This is a genomic window from Caulobacter vibrioides OR37 (assembly GCF_000372645.1).
Lineage (GTDB): Bacteria > Pseudomonadota > Alphaproteobacteria > Caulobacterales > Caulobacteraceae > Caulobacter > Caulobacter vibrioides_E.
In genome coordinates, this window is the sequence record NZ_APMP01000001.1 from 255,464 (window position 1) to 274,857 (window position 19,394).

At 65.2% G+C, this 19,394-nt stretch carries 20 protein-coding genes; 15 read left to right on the forward strand and 5 right to left on the reverse strand.

The window, feature by feature from the left end:
- Positions 1-80: 80 nt before the first annotated feature.
- The 4 genes from OR37_RS01230 to OR37_RS01245 all read right to left on the reverse strand — a co-directional run bounded on the left by OR37_RS01230 (position 81) and on the right by OR37_RS01245 (position 4,129).
- Positions 81-950, reverse strand: coding sequence for an AAA family ATPase (locus OR37_RS01230; RefSeq protein ID WP_004615307.1), 870 nt, complete (start codon positions 948-950; stop codon positions 81-83).
- A gap of 95 nt (positions 951-1,045) precedes the next feature.
- Complete coding sequence (pseH, locus tag OR37_RS01235) at positions 1,046-1,612, reverse strand: UDP-4-amino-4,6-dideoxy-N-acetyl-beta-L-altrosamine N-acetyltransferase (RefSeq protein ID WP_004615309.1); 567 nt, start codon at positions 1,610-1,612, stop codon at positions 1,046-1,048.
- Positions 1,609-2,328: a cytidylyltransferase domain-containing protein gene (locus tag OR37_RS01240; RefSeq protein WP_004615310.1), complete on the reverse strand. Its 720-nt coding sequence runs from the start codon at positions 2,326-2,328 to the stop codon at positions 1,609-1,611. Before OR37_RS01240 ends, pseH (OR37_RS01235) begins: the two co-directional genes overlap by 4 nt.
- 4 nt (positions 2,329-2,332) lie before the next feature.
- Entirely contained in the window at positions 2,333-4,129 is a 1,797-nt protein-coding gene (locus OR37_RS01245) for a tetratricopeptide repeat protein (RefSeq protein ID WP_004615311.1), read from the reverse strand.
- Positions 4,130-4,324: 195 nt separating this feature from the next.
- Between OR37_RS01245 and flbT the strand changes: the two genes are divergently transcribed.
- The 13 genes from flbT (at position 4,325) to OR37_RS01310 (ending at position 15,008) form a co-directional block, all read left to right on the forward strand.
- Positions 4,325-4,750, forward strand: coding sequence for a flagellar biosynthesis repressor FlbT (gene flbT / locus OR37_RS01250; RefSeq protein ID WP_004615312.1), 426 nt, complete (start codon positions 4,325-4,327; stop codon positions 4,748-4,750).
- Positions 4,710-5,072, forward strand: a complete 363-nt coding sequence (gene flaF / locus OR37_RS01255; protein WP_004615313.1) for a flagellar biosynthesis regulator FlaF — start codon at positions 4,710-4,712, stop codon at positions 5,070-5,072. Before flbT ends, flaF begins: the two co-directional genes overlap by 41 nt.
- Positions 5,073-5,320: 248 nt before the next feature.
- Positions 5,321-6,142 (forward strand): flagellin, encoded by an 822-nt coding sequence (locus tag OR37_RS01260; protein ID WP_004615314.1) that lies wholly within the window; start codon positions 5,321-5,323, stop codon positions 6,140-6,142.
- 276 nt (positions 6,143-6,418) lie between these two features.
- The gene (locus tag OR37_RS01265) at positions 6,419-7,243 is read left to right on the forward strand and encodes a flagellin (RefSeq protein WP_004615315.1); all 825 of its coding nucleotides are present in this window, start codon (positions 6,419-6,421) and stop codon (positions 7,241-7,243) included.
- Positions 7,244-7,364: 121 nt separating this feature from the next.
- A complete protein-coding gene (locus OR37_RS01270) occupies positions 7,365-7,724 on the forward strand; it encodes a hypothetical protein (protein ID WP_035016793.1) in 360 nt (119 codons plus the stop codon).
- Between the two features lie 187 nt (positions 7,725-7,911).
- Positions 7,912-8,748: a flagellin gene (locus OR37_RS01275; RefSeq protein WP_004615317.1), complete on the forward strand. Its 837-nt coding sequence runs from the start codon at positions 7,912-7,914 to the stop codon at positions 8,746-8,748.
- Positions 8,749-8,827: 79 nt separating this feature from the next.
- Positions 8,828-9,382, forward strand: a complete 555-nt coding sequence (pseH, locus tag OR37_RS01280) for a UDP-4-amino-4,6-dideoxy-N-acetyl-beta-L-altrosamine N-acetyltransferase (protein WP_004615319.1) — start codon at positions 8,828-8,830, stop codon at positions 9,380-9,382.
- 77 nt (positions 9,383-9,459) lie between these two features.
- A complete protein-coding gene (locus tag OR37_RS01285) occupies positions 9,460-12,339 on the forward strand; it encodes a hypothetical protein (RefSeq protein ID WP_004615321.1) in 2,880 nt (959 codons plus the stop codon).
- 71 nt (positions 12,340-12,410) lie between these two features.
- Entirely contained in the window at positions 12,411-13,103 is a 693-nt protein-coding gene (locus tag OR37_RS01290; RefSeq protein WP_004615322.1) for a hypothetical protein, read from the forward strand.
- A 17-nt stretch (positions 13,104-13,120) separates the two neighbouring features.
- Positions 13,121-13,519: a hypothetical protein gene (locus tag OR37_RS01295; RefSeq protein WP_004615323.1), complete on the forward strand. Its 399-nt coding sequence runs from the start codon at positions 13,121-13,123 to the stop codon at positions 13,517-13,519.
- A gap of 158 nt (positions 13,520-13,677) precedes the next feature.
- Positions 13,678-14,193 (forward strand): single-stranded DNA-binding protein, encoded by a 516-nt coding sequence (gene ssb / locus OR37_RS01300; RefSeq protein WP_004615324.1) that lies wholly within the window; start codon positions 13,678-13,680, stop codon positions 14,191-14,193.
- 193 nt (positions 14,194-14,386) lie between these two features.
- The gene (locus OR37_RS01305) at positions 14,387-14,803 is read left to right on the forward strand and encodes a hypothetical protein (RefSeq protein WP_004615325.1); all 417 of its coding nucleotides are present in this window, start codon (positions 14,387-14,389) and stop codon (positions 14,801-14,803) included.
- Positions 14,796-15,008 carry a helix-turn-helix transcriptional regulator gene (locus tag OR37_RS01310; protein WP_004615326.1) on the forward strand — a complete coding sequence of 71 codons (213 nt, stop codon included), beginning with the start codon at positions 14,796-14,798 and terminating at the stop codon, positions 15,006-15,008. The genes OR37_RS01305 and OR37_RS01310 overlap by 8 nt, the downstream gene beginning before the upstream one ends.
- A gap of 54 nt (positions 15,009-15,062) precedes the next feature.
- Here the strand turns inward: OR37_RS01310 and OR37_RS01315 are convergent, their stop codons facing one another.
- Entirely contained in the window at positions 15,063-15,611 is a 549-nt protein-coding gene (locus tag OR37_RS01315; protein WP_004615327.1) for a GNAT family N-acetyltransferase, read from the reverse strand.
- A gap of 319 nt (positions 15,612-15,930) precedes the next feature.
- Here OR37_RS01315 and ppdK point away from each other — a divergent pair, with 319 nt between their 5' ends.
- Together ppdK and OR37_RS01325 are read left to right on the forward strand one after the other, a co-directional pair.
- Positions 15,931-18,618 (forward strand): pyruvate, phosphate dikinase, encoded by a 2,688-nt coding sequence (ppdK, locus tag OR37_RS01320; protein WP_004615328.1) that lies wholly within the window; start codon positions 15,931-15,933, stop codon positions 18,616-18,618.
- 94 nt (positions 18,619-18,712) lie between these two features.
- Positions 18,713-19,372, forward strand: a complete 660-nt coding sequence (locus OR37_RS01325) for an SAM-dependent methyltransferase (protein WP_004615329.1) — start codon at positions 18,713-18,715, stop codon at positions 19,370-19,372.
- The last annotated feature ends 22 nt before the right edge of the window (positions 19,373-19,394 follow it).

Sequence of the window (19,394 nt, forward strand, 5' to 3'; positions counted from 1 at the left end):
GGTTTCCTTGGGATCTTCCCTGGTTTGAGCGGGAAGGTGAGCGTGCAACGTCCGCGCGTCCAGTGAAATCCCGGTAAGGGCTACTGACCGGGGCGGCCGCCGGACCCTTCGCGACGCGCCAGGAAGGCCAGGCGTTCGAAAAGGTGGACGTCCTGCTCGTTCTTCAGCAGAGCGCCATGCAGCGGCGGGATCAGCTTCGTGGGATCCTTCTCGCGCAGGACCTGATCGTCGATGTCCTCAACCAACAACAGCTTCAGCCAGTCCAGCAGCTCCGACGTCGACGGCTTCTTCTTCAAGCCCGGGACCTTGCGCATGTCGTAGAAAATACGCAGCGCTTCGGAGACCAGCTTCTGCTTGATGCCGGGGAAGTGGACGTCGACGATGGCCTGCATCGTCGCCTCCTCGGGGAAGCGGATGTAGTGGAAGAAGCAGCGGCGCAGGAAGGCGTCCGGCAGTTCCTTCTCGTTGTTCGAGGTGATGATAATGATCGGGCGGACCTTGGCCTTGATCGTCTCGTCGGTCTCGTAGACATAGAACTCGTTGCGATCGAGTTCCTGCAGCAGATCGTTGGGAAACTCGATGTCGGCCTTGTCGATCTCATCGATTAGCAGGACCGGGCGCTTAGGGCTCTCGAAAGCCTCCCAGAGCTTGCCCTTCTTGATGTAGTTGCGGACGTCCTTGACGCGCTCCTCGCCCAGCTGGCTGTCGCGCAGGCGAGTGACGGCGTCGTATTCGTAGAGGCCCTGCTGGGCCTTGGTCGTCGACTTGATGTGCCAGGTGATCAGCGGCGCGCCCATCGCCTTGGCGACCTCGTAGGCCAGGACGGTCTTGCCCGTGCCGGGTTCGCCCTTGATCAGAAGCGGCCGTTCCAGCGCCACGGCGGCGTTGACCGCGACCTTCAGGTCCTCGGTGGCCACGTAGTCGGAAGTGCCTTCGAAGCGTTGGCTCATGCCCTTCTCCGCCGGAATCGATCCGGTTCGAACAGTTGTTCAAATTGAACGGAGCAAACTACCGGCGCAAACGCGCTTGGCAAGAGCGCTTGGTTTCAGACGGGTATCGCATAGCCCTTGGCGCGGAGCTTCGCGGCCATCGCCTCGCGCTTTTCAGCCCAGTCTCGGGCCAGCAGGCCAAGCCCCACGACATCGACCGGCGCGCCGTTCTTGACGACATGTTCGCGAAAGAGCGCTTCGCGCTTGAAGCCATGCGCCTCGTGCAGCCTCCAGACGGCCTCGTTGGAAAGCAGCACCTCGCACCACAGCTTGGTGAGGCCCAGGACGCCGAAGACATGTTCGATCACCCAGAACTCGACATAGGAGCCCACGCCCAGTCCCCGGATGCCGGGATCGGCGAGATAGTAGGCCCAGGCGCAACGACCGTTGACCCTGTCGATGTCGCTCAGATTGGCCAGGCCCACGGGGGCGCCATCCACCTCGATGATCCAATAGCGCCGGTCGCCGCGTGGCCGGATGGCGTCGAACCAGCGGTCATGCTCCTCGCGGCTGATGAGGTGGTCCGAGTACATATAGGCCGAGACGGCGGGGCTATTGCGCCATTCCAGCAGGCGCTCCCGGTCCTCATCGGTGATGTCGCGCATCCGCACGGTCGTGGTCATGAGCGAGGATCTCCGCCTAGGGTCTGGAGGTCGGGTCTCCGCGCGACGAGGGCTCTGACATCGTCCGATGAAAAGTCGGGATGGGCCGCGTAGAGCGCGGCGTAGACGGCTCGAACGAAGTCCAGGTCGTCGGGGCGGTCGACCGTCCAGCGCGCATCGCCTTCGTCGCGCGCCTGGGTCAGGGTGACCAGCCTGTAGCGCTCGGGGCGTCGATAGAGGAACGGCGTGACGTGTTCGCGGTCGTAGGGATCGATGGTTTCGACGTGGGCCTCGCGCAGGGCGCTGGCGCGGAAGATCTCGACGTCGAGGCCCTTGGGAAAGGTGCGCGTGTCGCCCGTGTTCGACGCGTAGTCGGCGCCGGACTGGTGGAAGAGCGCGATCGTGTCATCGATGACGGTCGGATCGGCCAGGGGGCAGTCGGCCGTCAGGCGCACCGCCGCGGGCGCTTCGGGCGCGGCGTCCAGGGCCAGAATGAAGCGCGACAGCACATCGTCGAGGTCGCCTCTGACGACCTCGACGCCGGCGTCCTTCAGGGTTTTTGCCAGCACGTCGTCGTCCGGGCGCATCGATGTGGCGACGATCAAGCGGCTGATCCTCTGGGCGCGGCTGACGCGCTCGATCTGCCGAAGGATCATCGGCGCGCCCACCAGATCGGCGAGGACCTTGCCCGGCAGTCGGGAGGAAGACATCCGGGCCTGGAGGATGGCCAGCGTCATGGCCTTAACGCTCGGCCGCCAGCGCCGCGAGCGCGCCGCCGACCTCTTGCATCGCGTCCGTCCAGTCGCCGTACTGGCTGGCGATGAAGCAGCGCGTTTGGGGATACCAAGGATAGCGGTCGGTGCCCAAGCGCGTCCAGGCCGCCGCGCCGGTGATCATCCAGATCGCCGCGCCGCACGCCCCGGCCAGGTTGATGGTGGCGTTGGAGAAGCCGATCGTCAGGTCGACCGCCACGCACAGCGCGGCGACGTCGTCCAGATCCTGCTTGAGGTCGATGCCCGGCGGCTGCCAGATCTCAACGCCGAAGGTCTCTCGAGCGTAGGCGATTTCGGCCTCGCAGTCGCCATACTGCAGATTGACGAAGGTGACCCCGGGCGTTTCGAGCACCGGCCGCCAAGCCTCGAACGGCGAGAACTGTCGACCGCGCTCGGCGTCCAGCTTCAGGCTTTTCCAAAGCAGGCCGACCTTGGGAGCGGGCCCAAGCTTGGCGAGCTCCGCCTTCCAGTGGGCGACGCGCTCGGGATCGGCCGTCAGATAGCGATCGCGGTCGGGGAAGGATGCGACCGTTGGCCGCAGGCTCGGCAGAAAGTCCCCGATCGCGGCCCAGTAGTCGAAGCGTTCCCAATCCTCGATCTCCGGCGCGGAGCGATAGACGCGGCCCTCCAGCGAGACGGTGCGGTGGGCCGTGACCTCGACCGTCGGAAAGGCGCGCTTGAAGAGCGGGATCAGACGGCGCTCGACCGCCAGGGACAACGAACCGTCCGGCCCCAGCGCGTCCAGGATCTCCGGCAGCAGGCCCGCGAACATCACCTCGTCGCCCAGACCTTGCTCGGTGCTGATCATCAGGGTCTTGCCCCTCAGATCCTGCCCCGACCACCGGGTTCCGGGGATCTGGAACAGCGGAGCGTGGCTCAGGGCCGGCGAGAAGCGAGCCTCGTAGGCTTCCCAGCCTTCGGCGACGCGGCCCAGGGCCAGCAGGATCGTGGCCTGGGCGAAGCGCATCATCGCCAGGTCCTCGGCCGAGTCGGGAAGCTTCATCGCCAGCTCGCAGTCGGCCAGCGATCCCTCGACATCCCCCATGTCCAGCTTAGCGAAGGCGCGGTTGTGGTAGGCCTTGCCGAAGTCCGGCGCCAGCCGCAGCGCCTCGTCGAAAAAGACGATGGAGCCGGCGGCGTCGCCGGTATTGCAAAGCACGGTGCCGAGGGTGTTCCAGAGAATCGCCGCTTCCGGATGGGCGGTGAGCGCGCCTTTCAGAACCTCGATCGCCTCGCTCTCGCGATTCAGCTCCCGAAGCGCGCAGGCGAGATTATTGGCGCCTTCCACATCGTCCGGCCGCGCCAGGCGATAGTGGGCGAAGAACTTCATCGCGATTTCCGGCATGTTCATCCGGAAGGCCAGCCGCCCTAGGTCGCCGGCGACGGGGCCATGGTCCGGCAACAGTCTCAGCGCCGCCTCATAGGCTCCGAGCGAGGACGCGAAGTCGCCTTGCTTTTCGCGCGTGATGGCCAGGATATGCCAGGCTAGGCCCAGGCGTTCATCCTTTTCCAGCAGCTTCAGCGCCAGCTTGTCGGCCTTGGGGTAGTCGCGCAGGTGAACGGCCTGGACGGCGCGGCTCAGGGCCTTGGCATGTTCGGCGTTCTTGGTCTCCTGGGCGGCGCGTTGCAGGCGCGCCAGGGCCTCGGCGGAGGTCGAATCGCCGACCGCGCTGGCGATCGTGCCGCGGTGGACCGCGACGGCGCCGGCCTCGACCTGATGGGGGAGGGCGCTGGCGGACGTTTCGAGGGCGCTTTTGCGGGCCATGGGCCAACTCCTGGACTGGCGTTAACCATGTTTTGAGGCGTTATGCTTAATCGAGTCCTAAGCTGCGTCCGACCGTCGCAAGGGCGGCCGTCTGGCGGCAAGATGGCGTTAACAGATGTTCGCCTAGCTTGCCGTCGAAGCCGCCGTTCTCGGCGGAATCGGGCTCGCAGCGTTAACGGAAGGGAGCGGCGTCAAGTGCCTCTGAAGCTGTCGCTGAAGCCCGGCGAAAAGTTTGTTCTCAACGGCGCCGTTGTCCAGAACGGAGATCGGCGCGGTGTTCTGGTGCTCCAGAACAAGGCCTCCGTCCTACGAGAGAAGGACATCATGCAACCGGATCAGGTCACGACGCCCGCGCGTCGGATCTACTTTCCGGTGATGATGATGTACCTCGACGAAGGAGGGGCCGAGAAGTTCTACGAAGAATTCGCCGGCCGCCTTAATGAGTTCATGGGGGTGGTCCGGAACCCTACGGTTCTCCAGGACTGTATCGCCATTTCGAAGCACGTGATGGCGCGCGAGTACTACAAGGCTCTAATGCTGAGCCGTAAGTTGATTGAATACGAAGACGAGAGGTTGGGGCATGTCTCTTCGGGCGTATCAGCAGGCGGCGACGCGAGCTGAGAATCCCCGTGAAATGGAGTACCGCCTGTTCGGTCAGGTGACGCGCGCCCTCATGGACGCGTCCAAGGCCTCGGTGGACGACATTGCCACGCGGATCGACGCGCTGGACTGGAACCGCAAGGTCTGGTCCGCGCTCGCGACCGACTGTTCGTTGCCCGAAAACCAGCTGCCGATGGATCTGCGCGCCAGCATCATTTCGCTCAGCCTTTGGGTCAGTCGGCACTCCAGCGCCGTGATGCGCAAGGAGGAGGATTTCGAGCCTCTGATCGAGATCAATCGCATGATCATGCAGGGCTTGTCGGGACGGGTCGACGCGGCCTGATTCTTTTGTCTTCGCAAGACTGAACGTCTTGCCTATCAAGATCCGGAAAAACCTGCCGCCCGGCGAATGCTGCATTCGCCGGGTGGTTTCGTTTTGGGCGGTCATTCAAAAAATTATCAATTAAACCAGTTACTTAATCGCCCTTTACGCGCGTCGGCCAGTTGGCCCGCCGCTTGCGACGGTTCGCGCGGGCAAAACGCCCGCCCGGCAATAGGCCGGACAAATCCCACCAAAACGGTAGGTATCCAATGCTCAACTCGATCAACACCAACACCAGCGCCATGATCGCGCTGCAAAACCTGAATTCAACTGCTTCGGAGCTCGCTCAGACACAAACGCTGATCAACACCGGCAAGAAGATCTCGAGCGCCAAGGACAACGGCGCGATCTGGTCGATGGCGAAAATGCAAACGTCGAGCGCGGACTCGCTGAATTCGGTCAAGGACTCGCTGCAGCGCGGCCAGTCGACGATCGATGTGGCGTTGGCCGCGGGCGACACCATCACCAGCTTGCTCAGCACGATGAAGGAAAAGGCTCTGGCCGCTTCCGACACCTCGCTGAATACCGCCTCGTTCAACGCGCTGAAGGCCGACTTCGAATCGCTCCGCGACCAGATCACCAAGGCCGCGACGAACGCGAAGTTCAATGGCGTCAGCCTCGCCGACGGCACGACCGCCAAGCTTGCCTTCCTGGCCAATTCGGACGGGGGCACGCTGACGATCAATGCCCAGACCCTGTCTCTCACCGGCCTGGGCCTGACGGCGACCTCGACCTTCACCGATGCTGCTTCCGCGAAGACGATGATCGCGACGATCACTGCCTCGCTGCAAACGGCGACGAACAAGCTGGCCTCGCTCGGCACGGCCTCGACCGGTCTGGATACGCACCTGACCTTCGTGGGCAAGCTGCAGGACAGTCTGAACGCCGGCGTCGGCAACCTGGTGGATGCGGATATGGCGAAGGCAAGCGCCAAGCTGCAGTCGCTGCAAACCAAGCAGCAACTGGGCGTGCAGGCTCTGTCGATCGCCAACCAAAGCCCGCAGTCGATCCTGTCGCTGTTCAAGGGGTGATCCCGATACGCCGGACGGCCTTCAAAAGCCGTCCGGCGCCTCTTTCCCGCTGGGTGCGCATATTGTGCCCGGCAATAATTGCCTATGGCGGCTCGTCATCGGCAGAAAATGCCGGGAGCATTCAGGCTTAATAGAAGTTTAATTCATATTTTTCAGTAACTTATAAAAACATGTCCGCCCGGCAATATTGGCCCGGCAATTGCTACAGACCTTTTCGAGCAAAACGCTCCCGGCAGCCAAAATGGCGTCGGACACCTTGAAAAGGGAATTAGTCGTATGGGCTTGAACAGCATCAATACGAACGCGAACGCTTTCGCGGCGCTGCAAAATCTGAACTCGACCAACAGCGACCTCGCCATGGTGCAGCAACGCATCAGCACCGGCAAGAAGGTCGGTAGCGCCAAGGACAACGGCGCGATCTGGGCCACCGCCAAGAACCAGCAGGCGAACGCCGACAGCTTGAATTCGGTGAAGGACTCGCTGCAGCGCGGCCAGTCGACCATCGACGTCGCTCTGGCGGCCGGTGACACCATCACCAACCTGCTCAGCCAGATGAAGTCGAAGGCCCTGGCTGCGTCCGACACCTCGCTGAACACGGCCTCGTTCAACGCCCTCAAGGCTGACTTCGAGTCGCTGCGCGATCAGATCACCAAGGCCGCCACCAACGCCAAGTTCAACGGCGTCAGCGTCGCTGACGGCACGACCTCCAAGCTGACCTTCCTGGCCAATTCGGACGGCTCGGGCTTCACCGTCAACGCGCAGACCCTGTCGCTGGCCGGCATCGGCCTTTCGGCCAGCTCCACGATCACCGACGCGGCCTCGGCCAAGACGATGATCACCACGATCACCAACGCCCTGCAGACCGCCACGAACAAACTGGCCTCGCTGGGCACCAGCTCGACCGGTCTCGACACCCACCTGACCTTCGTCGGCAAGCTGCAAGACAGCCTGAGCGCCGGCGTTGGCAACCTGGTGGACGCCGATATGGCCAAGGAAAGCGCCAAGCTGCAGTCGCTGCAAACCAAGCAGCAACTGGGCGTCCAGGCGCTGTCGATCGCCAACCAGTCCACGTCGTCGATCCTGAGCCTGTTCCGCGGCTAAGGATTTGGAAGAGGGGGGGGCGGGTCCTCGGACTCGCCTCCGATCTTCTCGTCGGGGTGAGGCTACGGAGTAGAGCCAAAGGAAAGAGAGGAGGGTCGGCGCTCAACGCCGGCATCAGAGGATGGAACCTAAGGCCGCATTGTCGGCGATCAGAGACTTCATCGCCGTTTCACCGCCCGCTTCGAACGCCCCGGACCTGTCCGCGGGCGCCGCTGTCGTTTCGGGTCAAGCCGTTCAAGGGCCGAGCGCGGTCGATCAGGCCGCTCCGCGGGCCAAGCCCGAGCCGCCGGTCGACAAGGGGCCCCAACCAGGGGACCTGCGCCTGGTAATCGACCAGGACCCAGGGTCGGGCGACTATGTCTACAAGACCGTCGATCGTCGCACGGGCGAGACGCTCCAGCAGTTCCCTCGCGAGGAGATCCTCAAGCTCCGGGAGGCCGCGCGCTACGAGTCCGGGCACGTCTATAACGGCAAGGCCTGACCGACAGGTCGTTGGAGGCTTTAATATTGGAGTCCTGATCCGCGGCCCCGTGTCGCAGGCCTCAAGGATTATGGTTTATAAGCGTTAACCATAATCTTACTTTCTGACCCCAGTCTCGACGGCGAGGAGATCGCGCGTCGAATCGCGCGCGATCGCAACCACGGCAAAAGCCAGTTGGAGGCCGCGCATGTCGCTGAGCGTCAATACGAACCAGCCCGCGCTGATCGCGCTGCAGAATCTCAATAAAACCAACGACGACATGCAGATGACGCAGACCCATATCAATACGGGTCAGTCCATCTCCACGCCGAAGGACAACGCGGCCGTCTGGTCCATCGCCCAGAGCCAACGCGCCGACCAGAGCGCTCTGGGTTCTGTCAAGATGAGCCTTGATCGGGCCACCTCGATCGCCGACGTGGCCCTCGCCGCCGGCCAGTCGGTCACCGACCTGCTGAGCCAGATGCGCGAGAAGGTGATTTCCGCCAAGGACACCTCGCTGTCGACTTCGTCGCGCCAGTCGCTGAACGCTGACTTCCAAGGCTTGCTGGCCAATCTGAGCAAGGTCGTGTCGACGGCCTCGTTCGACGGCTCCAACCTGCTGGACGGCAGCCAGACCGCCAACATGACCTTCCTGGCCGACGCGGACGCGGCTCAGGCGATCACCCTGTCTCTGCAGAACCTGTCGGTCGGCGGCCCGATCAACACGCTGACGACTACCGACGATATCCTGACCCCGGCCAACGCGGCGGGCGTGCTCACCCGCCTGGACGCCACGATGGGCTCGGTGACCCAGGCGCTGGGTAATCTCGGCACACAGGCCAAGCAGATCGACGCCCACAACACCTTCGTGAGCAAGTTGAGCGACGTTCTGGAGACGGGCGTCGGCAACCTTGTCGATGCCGACCTCGCCAAGGAAAGCGCTCGCCTTCAGGCCCTTCAGGTCAAGCAGCAACTGGGCGCCCAAGCCCTGTCGATCGCCAACAACGCGCCGCAAATCATCCTCTCACTGTTCAAGGGCGGCTGACATCGCCGTGACGCGCCTAGGTCTGTCACGTTCGCCGGGCTAAACTGCCCGACGGGAAAACGGGGATTCGGCGACGAGCATGATCGAGTTGCGCGACTTGCGGGACGAGGACGAGGCGGTCCTCTTTCAGTGGCGTTCCGAACCCGAGGTCGACCGCTGGATGTCCGACGCCGACCTTCCCAGCCATGCCGCCCACGCCGCGTGGTTCGAGGCGCTGCGGAATGATCCCGACATGCGCGGCTGGATGATCACGCGCGCCGGCGCGTCCATGGGTCTGCTGACCCTGACGGGCCTGAGCAGCCATCACCGTCGCGCCAGCTGGAACTGGTTCCTGGGCTCGGCCGAGGCGCGTGGCCGGGGCGTCGGCCGCGCCGCCCAGGTGCTGGGTCTGGACAGGGCTTTCGGCGAGCTCGGCCTGCACAAGGTGTTCGCCGAGGTGATGGCCGACAACGACGCGGCCCTGAAGGCCCAGGCCGCGGCGGGCTTCCGTCGCGAGGGCTATCTGCGGGGGCACGTGCTCAAGGGCGGACGCCCTCGCGACGTGGTTCTGCTGGGCATCCTGTCGTCGGAATGGGCCGACCTGCGCGAGGCCGCGCGCCGAGGGCTGTCCGACGCTAATCTGATCGCCGCTTAGGCTCCCGTTAACGAGTCCTAAGTGATCGCCGGGCGAATGTAGACGCGGGATATTCCGCGTCTCGTCCGGACAGGGCCGTGATCAGCTTCGATACCAGCGCTTTGCTCAGCTACTATCAGGCCAAGGCTGGTCTGACGGGCGCTGGCGCGTCTGGATCTTCCACGCCCACGGCGACGGGGAAGCCCAAGGCCGTGGTTCCGACGGCGCCTTGGCTGGCGGCGAAGACGCCCCCGACCAGCGATCTGGTTCGCCAGGCCTTGAGCGGTCACAAGTTCGTCGACGAAGCCGCCAACACTTCCAGCCTCAAGGGCGCTAGTCCGGACTACGCCAAGCTGTTCGCCACCTATCAGGCGCTGAACACCATGTCGGCCCTGGTCACCCAGGCCGGCGCCAAGGGCGAGACGGCGGGGCAGATCGACGGGCTGCAGAAGGCCCTGACCAGAGGACTCGGCGAGGTCGGCGCCTATGTGCAAGGGCTGTCCCTGGATCAGCTGCGGCTGAGCACCGGGTCGGTGATGACGTCGGACAAGGCCAGCGTCGGCGTGCCCAAGGCCACCTACACCTATCAGACCGATACGCTGTACACCGGCCAGGTGGACGATGAGGTCCCACGTTTCAAGGGCGCGGTGACGTTCAACGTCGCGGTCAAGAGCTTCGGCGTGACGACGAATGTGGCGATGGATCTGTCCGAGATGGGGTCCACGCCGCGCACGATGGGCAATGTCGTCGCCTACATGAACAACAAGCTGAAGGACGCCGGTTTCCGGACCTCGTTCTCGGTCCAGCGCCAAGCGACCCAGGGCCAGACCATGCAGGTCAACGGAAAGACCGTGACCCTGCCGTCCACCGGCGACGACTTCTCGCTGCGTATCAATGGCGACTCCACCGAACAGCTGACCTTCAGCGCGCCCTCGGCGGCTCCGGCGGTCTATGTCACAACCCAATCGGGCGATCCGGATCCAGACAAGAACCCGCTGACCAACGACGGGGTTATCGAGAACACCCTGTCCAAGTACAGCGCCGCCGGCGCTGGCGGGGGCGCGGGGGCGGGCGCGCCGGGCGGCAAGGTCTTCACCGAGACCCTGCAGGGCACGATTTCGACGGTCCACAAGTCGGTGACCGGCGCTGACGGCTCGGTCTATATGCTGGCCGACGTCGCCACGCCGGTGAACGGCCAGACCGACATCAATGGCCAGGTGATCAAGGGGAGCAGCGACACCGCGCTCCTGAAATACGACAGCGCCGGCCATCTGCTTTACGCCCGCACCCTGGGCGCGACCGACAACGCCAGCGGCCTGTCCCTGGCCGTGGCGGATGACGGCAGCGTGGCCGTGGCGGGCTCGGTGACCGGCCGCCTGGACGGCGCGGTCAACGGCCCCATCAACAGCAGCGACGCCGGCACGACCAGCGATAGCTTCGTCACGCGTTACGATTCCAGCGGCAACGAACAATGGACCGTGCGCCGGGGCAGCCTGGACGACGACGCGGCCACGGCGGTGGCGTTCGGCTCCGACGGCGTGCTCTATGTGGGCGGTCGCACAAAGGCCGGCCTGCCGGGCGCGACAAGCACCGACCCCAGCGGTGGCTGGGACGCCTATCTCACCGCCTACGCCAACGACGCCAACGGCCAGCCCAAGTCGCTGTTCACCCAGCAGTTCGGCACCACCGAGAACGACTCCGTCTCCGACATCGTCGTCAACGGCTCGCAGGTCATCGTCGGCTCCAAGGAGAACGGCGAGGCCAAGCTACGCAGCTTCGACGTTTCGCCCAACGTGGTGACCGAGAACGTCAATCAGCTTGACCAGTACGGCGCCATGCAGAACGTGGCGGTGACCTATACCAAGTCGGCGACCCTGACAGCCGGCGCGACGCGCGACCTGGGCTCCCTCAAGGGCGGCGACCTTGTCGGCCTGAAGATCGACAATGGCCAGCTCTATGTCGGCGGTTATACGGCCAACAATCTGATGTCGATCGGCGGCGCGACGACCGCGCCGCAAGGCGGGACGGACGCCTTCGTCGGCCGCATGGCGCTGGATCTTGGGGACACCAGCGCGGACGCGCTGACCTATTACGGCGGGACCGGCAATGACACGGTGACCGGTTTCGACGTCTCCAACGGCACGGCCTGGCTGGTCGGCTCGGCCGGCGCGAACCTCGACGGCCAGTCGACGGTCGGCACCAAGGACGGCTATGTCGCCCAGATCAATGTCGGGACGGGCGCGGTCGACTGGAGCCAGCGGCTGACGGGCAAGGACGGCATCGCTACCCCGACCTCCGTCGCGGTCGACAAGTCCGGCGCCTCGGCCCTCGACGTCCTGGGCCTCCCGACGGGGACGATGGATTACAGCCAGTCCGACCGGATCACCTCGGCGACGACCGCCCGGGCCGGGGACACCTTCCAGATCCGGACGCGAGAGCGCGGACCGCTGACGACGATCACCATCGACGCCAAGGACACGCTTGAAACGCTGGCCGACAAGATCAAGCAGGCCACCGGCTATCGCGCCAAGGTCGACATCTCGACCAGCGGCTCCAGCAACGTGCTGAAGATCAGCCCGGCCTCGAACAGCTCGACCATCGAGATCGTGGCGGGGAAGGGCGGCACGGACGTCCTGAAGTCGCTGGGTCTGGCCGGCGGCGTGGTGCGCGCCACCAAGACCGACAGCAATGGCAAGACCGTCTCCGCGGACGGCGGCGGGCCCGCCTATGGCCTGCAATTGACGCCCGAGCTGGACCTGACCACCGACGCGGGCCGCAAGAACGCCACCCTGGTGATCACCCGGGCCATGTCCCAGATCCGCACGGCCTATCGCGACGTTTCGAACACGGCCCTGGGACTGGACAGCAGCGGCAACTCGCCGACCTCGGGCAAGACCGGCGGCACGGTGCCAGCCTATCTGACCAACCAGATCGCCAACTACCAAGCCGCCCTGGATCGCCTGACCGGCGGCGGCTGAACCAGCGGCCCGAGCCGGCTTAGCGGACGCTCGCGCTTGAAAGCGTCATCGACGCGTCGTAGCCAGTGGACATGGATTTTCTCAAAGATCGACGCATCATCCTTGGCGGCGGCGCCGGTCTGGCCTTGTTGGCCGGCCTGGGAATCGCCGTGGCGCTCATGGCGGGTCACGACAAGAAGCCGGCCGAGGAGCCGCCGGCCTCGCGCGGCGGCCTGATCGTCGAGACCGGGCGCGCCGACGACACCAAGCTGGACCCGGCCCGGCCATTGCGCTGCTTCGTGGGCGGCAATTTCGTGGGCGAGATCACACTCGCCCAATGCGCCAAGAAGAACGGCGTGGCGACCGGCGGTCTCGACGTCGGCGTGGATGAAACCGGGGCTCTGGCCGCCGCCGACCAGGCCGGCACCCTCCTGACGCCGCTTCCGCCGCCGCCCGCCGCGACCCCTTCCGTTCCGGCGACGCCCACGCAGCCCGCCAGCGCGCCCGTCGCGCCGACCAGCGCTTCGGCCAACGCGCCCCTGGGTGGCTGCTGGCGCTACTCCGGCGCGGAGTGGCGACGGCTGCCGGGCGACATCACCTTGAACGCCTGCGCTCAGCAGCTCTTCAACGGTCGCTGCGAGAAGCCCGGCGGCGCCACCTACGGCCGCTGGGGCGAGCAGACGCTGCGCCTGGTGCCTGGCCGCGTCGAGATCTCGTCCGACAACCGCAGCTTCCATGCCGCGTTCGAACAATCGACCAACTGCACTATCCCCAACGCCGGATAGGTTTATAAGTGTAATCCATGAAAAAGACCGTCCTCGCCGCCATCGTCCTCGCCGCCTCGGGTTTCGCCCTGGCCGGCTGCCAAAAAGAGACCAAGGCGCCGTTCGAGACCGGCGTCTGCTTCCAGGTGGCGGCGAACAAGGACAAGTCGTTGCGCTTCAACCCGGTCGCCCACAACGTGCCGCAGCTTGAGGAATGCGCCGCGACCCTCGAGGGGATGCGCATCCGCTTCGTGCGCCTGGGGCAGTCGAACAACAAGAGCATGGTCGGCGCCTATCAGGGCTCCTTCATCTTCATCGAGAAGGAAGGCATCTACGTGGGCCAGACCTTTGAAGGTCCGCGCTACATGTCGCTGGTCCGCACCGGCGATGGACGCCTGGCGGTTCCGGGCGCCATCCGTCGCGTTCCCGCCGAGTAGGCGGGCGCCCGAGAAGGGCGGCCTCATCGTCCGTCCACAGCCGTCTTGCTTGCCCACAAGAACGTTACAAGAACAAAACTTGCTTCCGTCTTAGCGTCTCGTTAACGTCATGCTCGGATTCCGGCGCGAGGGTCGCCGGGCGAGAGCAAGGTCAGTCGATGGCGGGCAGCGTCAACAAGGTCATTCTGGTGGGCAATCTCGGGGCCGATCCCGAGATCCGCAGCCTCGGTTCGGGCGACCGCGTCGCCAATCTTCGCATCGCCACCTCGGAAACCTGGCGCGACCGCAACAGCGGCGAGCGCAAGGAAAGGACCGAATGGCACCGGGTCGTGATCTTCAACGACAACCTGGTCAAGGTCGCCGAACAGTACCTGCGCAAGGGCTCGACGGTCTATATCGAGGGCGCGATCCAGACCCGTAAATGGACCGACAATTCGGGCGTCGAGAAGTACTCCACCGAGATCGTCCTGCAAAAATTCCGCGGCGAACTGACCATGCTGGGCGGGCGCGGGGATAGCTCTGGCATGTCGTCGGGCGGCGGCGACGACAGCTATGGCGGCGGTTATTCCGGCGGCGGCGGTGGCGGCTCCAGCTTCGGCGGCGGCCAACGCAGCCAGCCCAGCGGCCCGCGCGAGAGCTTCTCGGCCGATCTGGACGACGAAATCCCGTTCTAGAGACAGTGGACGGCCGGTTGGCGGCTAACGAAAGCCGACATCGGCGCTCCACGGGGGCGAGCGGCGGGTGATCCGGAAACGGTCGCCCGCCGCTTTCGTTTTGGCGCGAACCCGCCCCATTCGTCAAATTTTATTGACTCAATGTTATATATAAATAACATTGAGTCGGAGATAATTGACGTGGAGGATCGCCATGGCGTGGCGTGAGAAGCAGGCGTGGTTGGCCTTGTCGGTGATGGTTGTCGCCTATGGCGTCTATTTCGCCCTAGTCGCGGGGGAGCGGCGATCCATGCTCGCCATGTTGCTCCTGTTTGGTGGCGTGGCGATCGCGCAGGCGGTTGTAATGATCGTCGGAAGCATCGTTCTCGCCGCGCGGGCCGGCAAGGAAGCCCAAGCCCGAGCCGACGAGCGGGACCGCGCGATCGATCGGCGCAGCGCCCGTATCGCCTATTTCGTGTTGCTGATCGGCATGATCATGGTGGGAGTCGTTATGCCGTTCAGCGAACAGGGATGGCGGATCAGTAATGCGGCCCTGCTCGCGTTGGTCGTCGCCGAGGTTGTCAGGTACGGCGTCGTGGTCGTCAGCTATCGGCGAGGCTGGAATGGTTGAGGGCAAGATCACCAACCAGCTCCGAACGCTTCGCTTCCTCGCCGGCGAGATGACACAGGCGGAATTGGGTGAGCGCATCGGCGTGACGCGCCAGACCATTGCCGCGATCGAACAGGGTAAATATTCCCCGTCCCTCGAAGCGGCTTTTCGGATAGCGAGGGTGCTCGGAAAGTCTCTCGAAGAAGTCTTCCAATGGACCGAATAGGGCTTTCCAAAAGCCGTCGACGTTTTTCGATGGATTGAAGCGGGCGATATCCTCCTAAAGGAGCGACGCTGGCCGCTCCCACCGGTATCGCACCACGTCCGTCTCGCGTCCGCCGGGGACCGTTTCCCGATAGCGCGCGACCGCCACGCCGCCCTTGCGCTCGTAGAAGCCGAGGGCCGAGGCGTTGGGCGCATAGACCTCCAGGTGCAGCGGCGCGCTGGCATGATCCTCGATCAGCCACCGCGCCACGCCGGCCAGGAGCGCCGAGCCGAGGCCGTCGCCCTTGCGCCCGGGCGCGACGTGCAGGTTGTCCAGCAGGAGGCCGACCGCCGGATTGAGCCGGAACGAGGCGTAGGCCAGGCCGACCGGCGCGCCGTTCTCGATCGCCGCCAGGATCAGGTCGCGAGCGGAGTCGTGGTTCTCGAACCGCGCCCGCCAGGAGGCTCGCGAGACCGCGGCCAGCTCGTGGTCGAGGAACGCGTCGCCATAAAGTCCGCGGTAGGCGATCTGGCGGCTCCGGGTGTGGAGGTCCGCCAAAGCGTCCGCCAGGGTCGGGTCCGCGTCGTTTCGAGACGGTTCGAGTCGGGCGATGACGGGCGACATGGGCTTCAGAAAAGGCCTTCCGCGACGCGGGGACAAGGGGTCTTGATCGTCCGTACCCCTCTCAAGTCGAGGATTCGCGGCGCATTTGACGCGATGCTCGCGAGCCCGGTCGACGGGACAACGTTGTCATTGGAATTATTTGCCGAATTCTCGTCTAATCGCCTGGAACGCCAACCGCCAGTGGACGCGTTCTTGGGCGAGGTGCTAGTGAAACGCCCGGATATTGCACTGCGGGACACGACGAGCAGCGCTTGTTCCAGGGCGAGACGTCTCCAACAGAGAGACGCGGCCTTCTTCACTTATCGCAGGGTGAGATCATATGCCGGTTGAGACGTTGACCAAGGCCCGGTGGGTTTACGCATTTGGGGGAGGCGGCGCCGATGGCGACGCGTCCATGAAAAACCTCCTGGGGGGCAAGGGCGCCAATCTGGCCGAGATGTCCGCTTTGGGCTTGCCGGTGCCGCCGGGATTCACGATCACGACCGAGGCCTGCGTCCACTATTACGCCAACGGCAAGCAGTACCCGGCCGAGCTGGCCGAGCAGGTGAAGACCGGTCTGGCCAAGATCGAGGAGATCACCGGCAAGACGTTCGGCGACGTGGCGAACCCGCTGCTGGTTTCGGTGCGCTCGGGCGCGCGGGCCTCGATGCCGGGCATGATGGACACGGTCCTGAACCTGGGCCTGAACGACGAGACCGTCGAAGGCTTGGCCAAGCTGTCCGGCGACCGCCGCTTCGCCTATGACAGCTATCGCCGTTTCATCCAGATGTACTCGAACGTCGTGCTCAATCTCGAGCACCACATGTTCGAGGAAATCCTCGACGACCATAAGGATCGCCTGGACGTCCATGTCGACACCGGCCTGACCGCCGACGACTGGGCCGCGGTGATCAAGGACTACAAAGCCGCCGTCCGCGATCAGTTGGGCAAGCCGTTCCCGCAAGACGCCCAGGAGCAGCTGTGGGGCGCTGTCGGCGCGGTGTTCGCGAGCTGGATGAACGATCGCGCCAAGTTCTATCGCCGGATGCACGACATCCCGGAAAGCTGGGGTACGGCCGTGAACGTCCAGTCGATGGTGTTCGGCAACATGGGCGACACCTCGGCCACGGGCGTCGCCTTCACCCGCAACCCATCGAACGGCGACAACCGCCTGTACGGCGAGTTCCTGATCAACGCCCAGGGCGAGGACGTGGTGGCCGGCATCCGCACGCCGCAGTCGCTGACCAAGGCCGCCCGCGAGGAAATGGGCGACACCGCCCCCTCGATGGAAGAGGCGATGCCCGAGGTGTTCGCCCAGTTCAAGTCGGTGGTGGAGACGTTGGAGCGTCACTATCGCGACATGCAGGACATCGAGTTCACGGTGGAGCAGGGCAAGCTCTACATGCTGCAGACTCGCAACGGGAAGCGCACGGCCAAGGCCGCGCTGAAGGTCGCGGTCGACATGGCGGCCGAGGGCGTGATTTCGAAGGAAGAGGCCGTGGGCCGCGTCGAGCCGGCCTCGCTGGACCAGCTGCTGCACCCGACCATCGACCCGACCGCGCACCGCGACGTCATCGCCGTCGGCCTGCCGGCCTCGCCCGGCGCGGCGACCGGCAAGATCGTCTTCGACAGCGACGCGGCCGAGAAAGCCGCCGCCGCCGGCGAGGCCGTGATCCTGGTGCGTGAGGAGACCTCGCCGGAAGACATCCACGGCATGCACGCGGCGCGTGGCATCATCACGGCGCGGGGCGGAATGACCAGCCACGCCGCCGTCGTGGCGCGCGGCATGGGCCGGGCCTGCGTCTCGGGCGCCGGCGACGTCGCCATCTTCGAGAAGGAAGGTCTGTTCCGCGTCCGGGGGCGCGAGTTCAAGGCCGGCGAGATCATCACCATCGACGGCTCGACCGGTGAAATCCTGGCCGGCGCGCCGAAGATGATCGAGCCCGAGCTGACCGGCGACTTCGCCACCCTGATGGGCTGGGCCGATCAGGTCCGCCGCCTGAAGGTGCGCGCCAACGCCGAGACGCCGCTCGACGCCAAGACCGCCCGCCAGTTCGGCGCGGAAGGCATCGGCCTCTGCCGCACCGAGCACATGTTCTTCGACGACACCCGGATCGCCGCCGTGCGCGAGATGATCCTGGCCGACGACGAAAAGGGCCGTCGCGCCGCCCTGGCCAAGATCGCCCCGTTCCAGAAGGCCGACTTCGTCGAGCTCTTCACGATCATGGAAGGCCTGCCGGTCACGATCCGCCTGCTGGACCCGCCGCTGCACGAGTTCCTGCCGCACACCGAGGAAGACGTGGAAGCCGTGGCCGCCGCCACCGGCCTCGACGCCGCCAAGCTGCTGCGCCGCGCTAAGGAACTGCACGAGACCAACCCCATGCTGGGCCACCGCGGCTGCCGCCTGGGCGTCTCGTATCCCGAGATCTACGAAATGCAGGTCCGGGCCATCCTCGAGGCCGCGTGCGAGATCGCCAAGTCGGGCAAGGCCGCGCCGGTCCCCGAGATCATGCACCCGCTGGTCGCCAAGGGCGAGGAGATGAAGTACCTGCGCGACCTGACCGACCGCGTCGCCAAGGCGGTGCTGGAAGAGCAGGGCGTGGACCTGAAGTACACCGTCGGCACGATGATCGAACTGCCGCGCGCGGCCCTGCGCGCCGGCGATCTGGCCGCCAACGCCGAGTTCTTCAGCTTCGGCACCAACGACCTGACCCAGACGACGTTCGGCATCAGCCGCGACGACGCCGGCAAGTTCCTGAACGCCTATATCGACAAGGGCATCTTCGAGAAGGACCCCTTCGTCAGCCTCGACCAGGACGGCGTCGGCGACCTGATCCGCATCGCCGCCGATCGCGGTCGGGCCGCGCGCCCGGACGTCAAGCTGGGCATCTGCGGCGAACACGGCGGCGACCCGGCCTCGATCGCCTTCTGCGAGACGGTTGGCCTCGACTACGTGTCCTGCTCGCCCTACCGCGTGCCGATCGCGCGCCTGGCGGCCGCCCAGGCGGCGCTGGCTCACAAGAGCTAAACGCTCGCAGCAACCCTGAACTCACTGGGAGGGCCTCGGACTAGACAGTCCGGGGCCCTTTCCCTATCCGAGGCAAGGGTTTCGGGGAAACATCATGGCCTATCTGCGCTGGCGCCGGTTCACGGAGCTGCTGTCGCTGGACAATCCGGCGCTGGGCGAGCTGTTCATGCGCAAGCGCCACAAGCCGATCGTCGCCGCGCCGGTCGAGACGTGGGACGCCGAATACCAGGCCGGCGTCTATGACCGCCTGAGCCGTTCCGAACAGCGCCATCATCATCGGCTGCTGGCCGCGATGATCGCCGACCGCTGGCCCAATCCGCGCGTGCTGGAGATCGGGGCGGGCGAGGGGGTGTTCTACGAGGCCCTGCGGCCGCACCGACCGGCCCGCTATGTTGGGGTCGACTTTTCCAAACTCGCCGTCGCGCGGGCCGAGACGCGCCTGGCGCCCGAGATCGTCATCGGCGAGGTCAAGATGCTGCTGGGCGACGGCCGCGACTTCCAGACGGACGAGACCTTTGACGTCGTGGTCTTTTCCGAATGCATCGAACATCTGGGCGAGGTTGAGACGATCATCGCCCATTACCGACCCAACCTGAAGGCCGGCGGCGCCGTGGGCCTGACCATGTGGCTGGCGCTCAAACCGCTGCGCCTGTGGCATCGGCTGAAGGCGATGGGCGAGGTGCTGGACGAGGCGGTGATCAACACGCCCTGGGGCGGCGGCTGGCTGGTCGCGGTCGTTCGTCCGCCCGCGTGACGCGGTGAAGCGTCGCTTGAAG

Bases quoted from the DNA above. Each gene is read 5' to 3' on its own strand.
- OR37_RS01230 (WP_004615307.1), bottom strand. From the start codon at position 950: ATGAGCCAACGCTTCGAAGGCACTTCCGACTACGTGGCCACCGAGGAC.
- pseH (WP_004615309.1), bottom strand. From the start codon at position 1,612: ATGACCACGACCGTGCGGATGCGCGACATCACCGATGAGGACCGGGAG.
- OR37_RS01240 (WP_004615310.1), bottom strand. From the start codon at position 2,328: ATGACGCTGGCCATCCTCCAGGCCCGGATGTCTTCCTCCCGACTGCCG.
- OR37_RS01245 (WP_004615311.1), bottom strand. From the start codon at position 4,129: ATGGCCCGCAAAAGCGCCCTCGAAACGTCCGCCAGCGCCCTCCCCCAT.
- flaF (WP_004615313.1), top strand. From the start codon at position 4,710: ATGTCTCTTCGGGCGTATCAGCAGGCGGCGACGCGAGCTGAGAATCCC.
- OR37_RS01260 (WP_004615314.1), top strand. From the start codon at position 5,321: ATGCTCAACTCGATCAACACCAACACCAGCGCCATGATCGCGCTGCAA.
- OR37_RS01265 (WP_004615315.1), top strand. From the start codon at position 6,419: ATGGGCTTGAACAGCATCAATACGAACGCGAACGCTTTCGCGGCGCTG.
- OR37_RS01270 (WP_035016793.1), top strand. From the start codon at position 7,365: ATGGAACCTAAGGCCGCATTGTCGGCGATCAGAGACTTCATCGCCGTT.
- OR37_RS01275 (WP_004615317.1), top strand. From the start codon at position 7,912: ATGTCGCTGAGCGTCAATACGAACCAGCCCGCGCTGATCGCGCTGCAG.
- pseH (WP_004615319.1), top strand. From the start codon at position 8,828: ATGATCGAGTTGCGCGACTTGCGGGACGAGGACGAGGCGGTCCTCTTT.
- OR37_RS01290 (WP_004615322.1), top strand. From the start codon at position 12,411: ATGGATTTTCTCAAAGATCGACGCATCATCCTTGGCGGCGGCGCCGGT.
- OR37_RS01295 (WP_004615323.1), top strand. From the start codon at position 13,121: ATGAAAAAGACCGTCCTCGCCGCCATCGTCCTCGCCGCCTCGGGTTTC.
- ssb (WP_004615324.1), top strand. From the start codon at position 13,678: ATGGCGGGCAGCGTCAACAAGGTCATTCTGGTGGGCAATCTCGGGGCC.
- OR37_RS01305 (WP_004615325.1), top strand. From the start codon at position 14,387: ATGGCGTGGCGTGAGAAGCAGGCGTGGTTGGCCTTGTCGGTGATGGTT.
- OR37_RS01310 (WP_004615326.1), top strand. From the start codon at position 14,796: ATGGTTGAGGGCAAGATCACCAACCAGCTCCGAACGCTTCGCTTCCTC.
- OR37_RS01315 (WP_004615327.1), bottom strand. From the start codon at position 15,611: ATGTCGCCCGTCATCGCCCGACTCGAACCGTCTCGAAACGACGCGGAC.
- ppdK (WP_004615328.1), top strand. From the start codon at position 15,931: ATGCCGGTTGAGACGTTGACCAAGGCCCGGTGGGTTTACGCATTTGGG.
- OR37_RS01325 (WP_004615329.1), top strand. From the start codon at position 18,713: ATGGCCTATCTGCGCTGGCGCCGGTTCACGGAGCTGCTGTCGCTGGAC.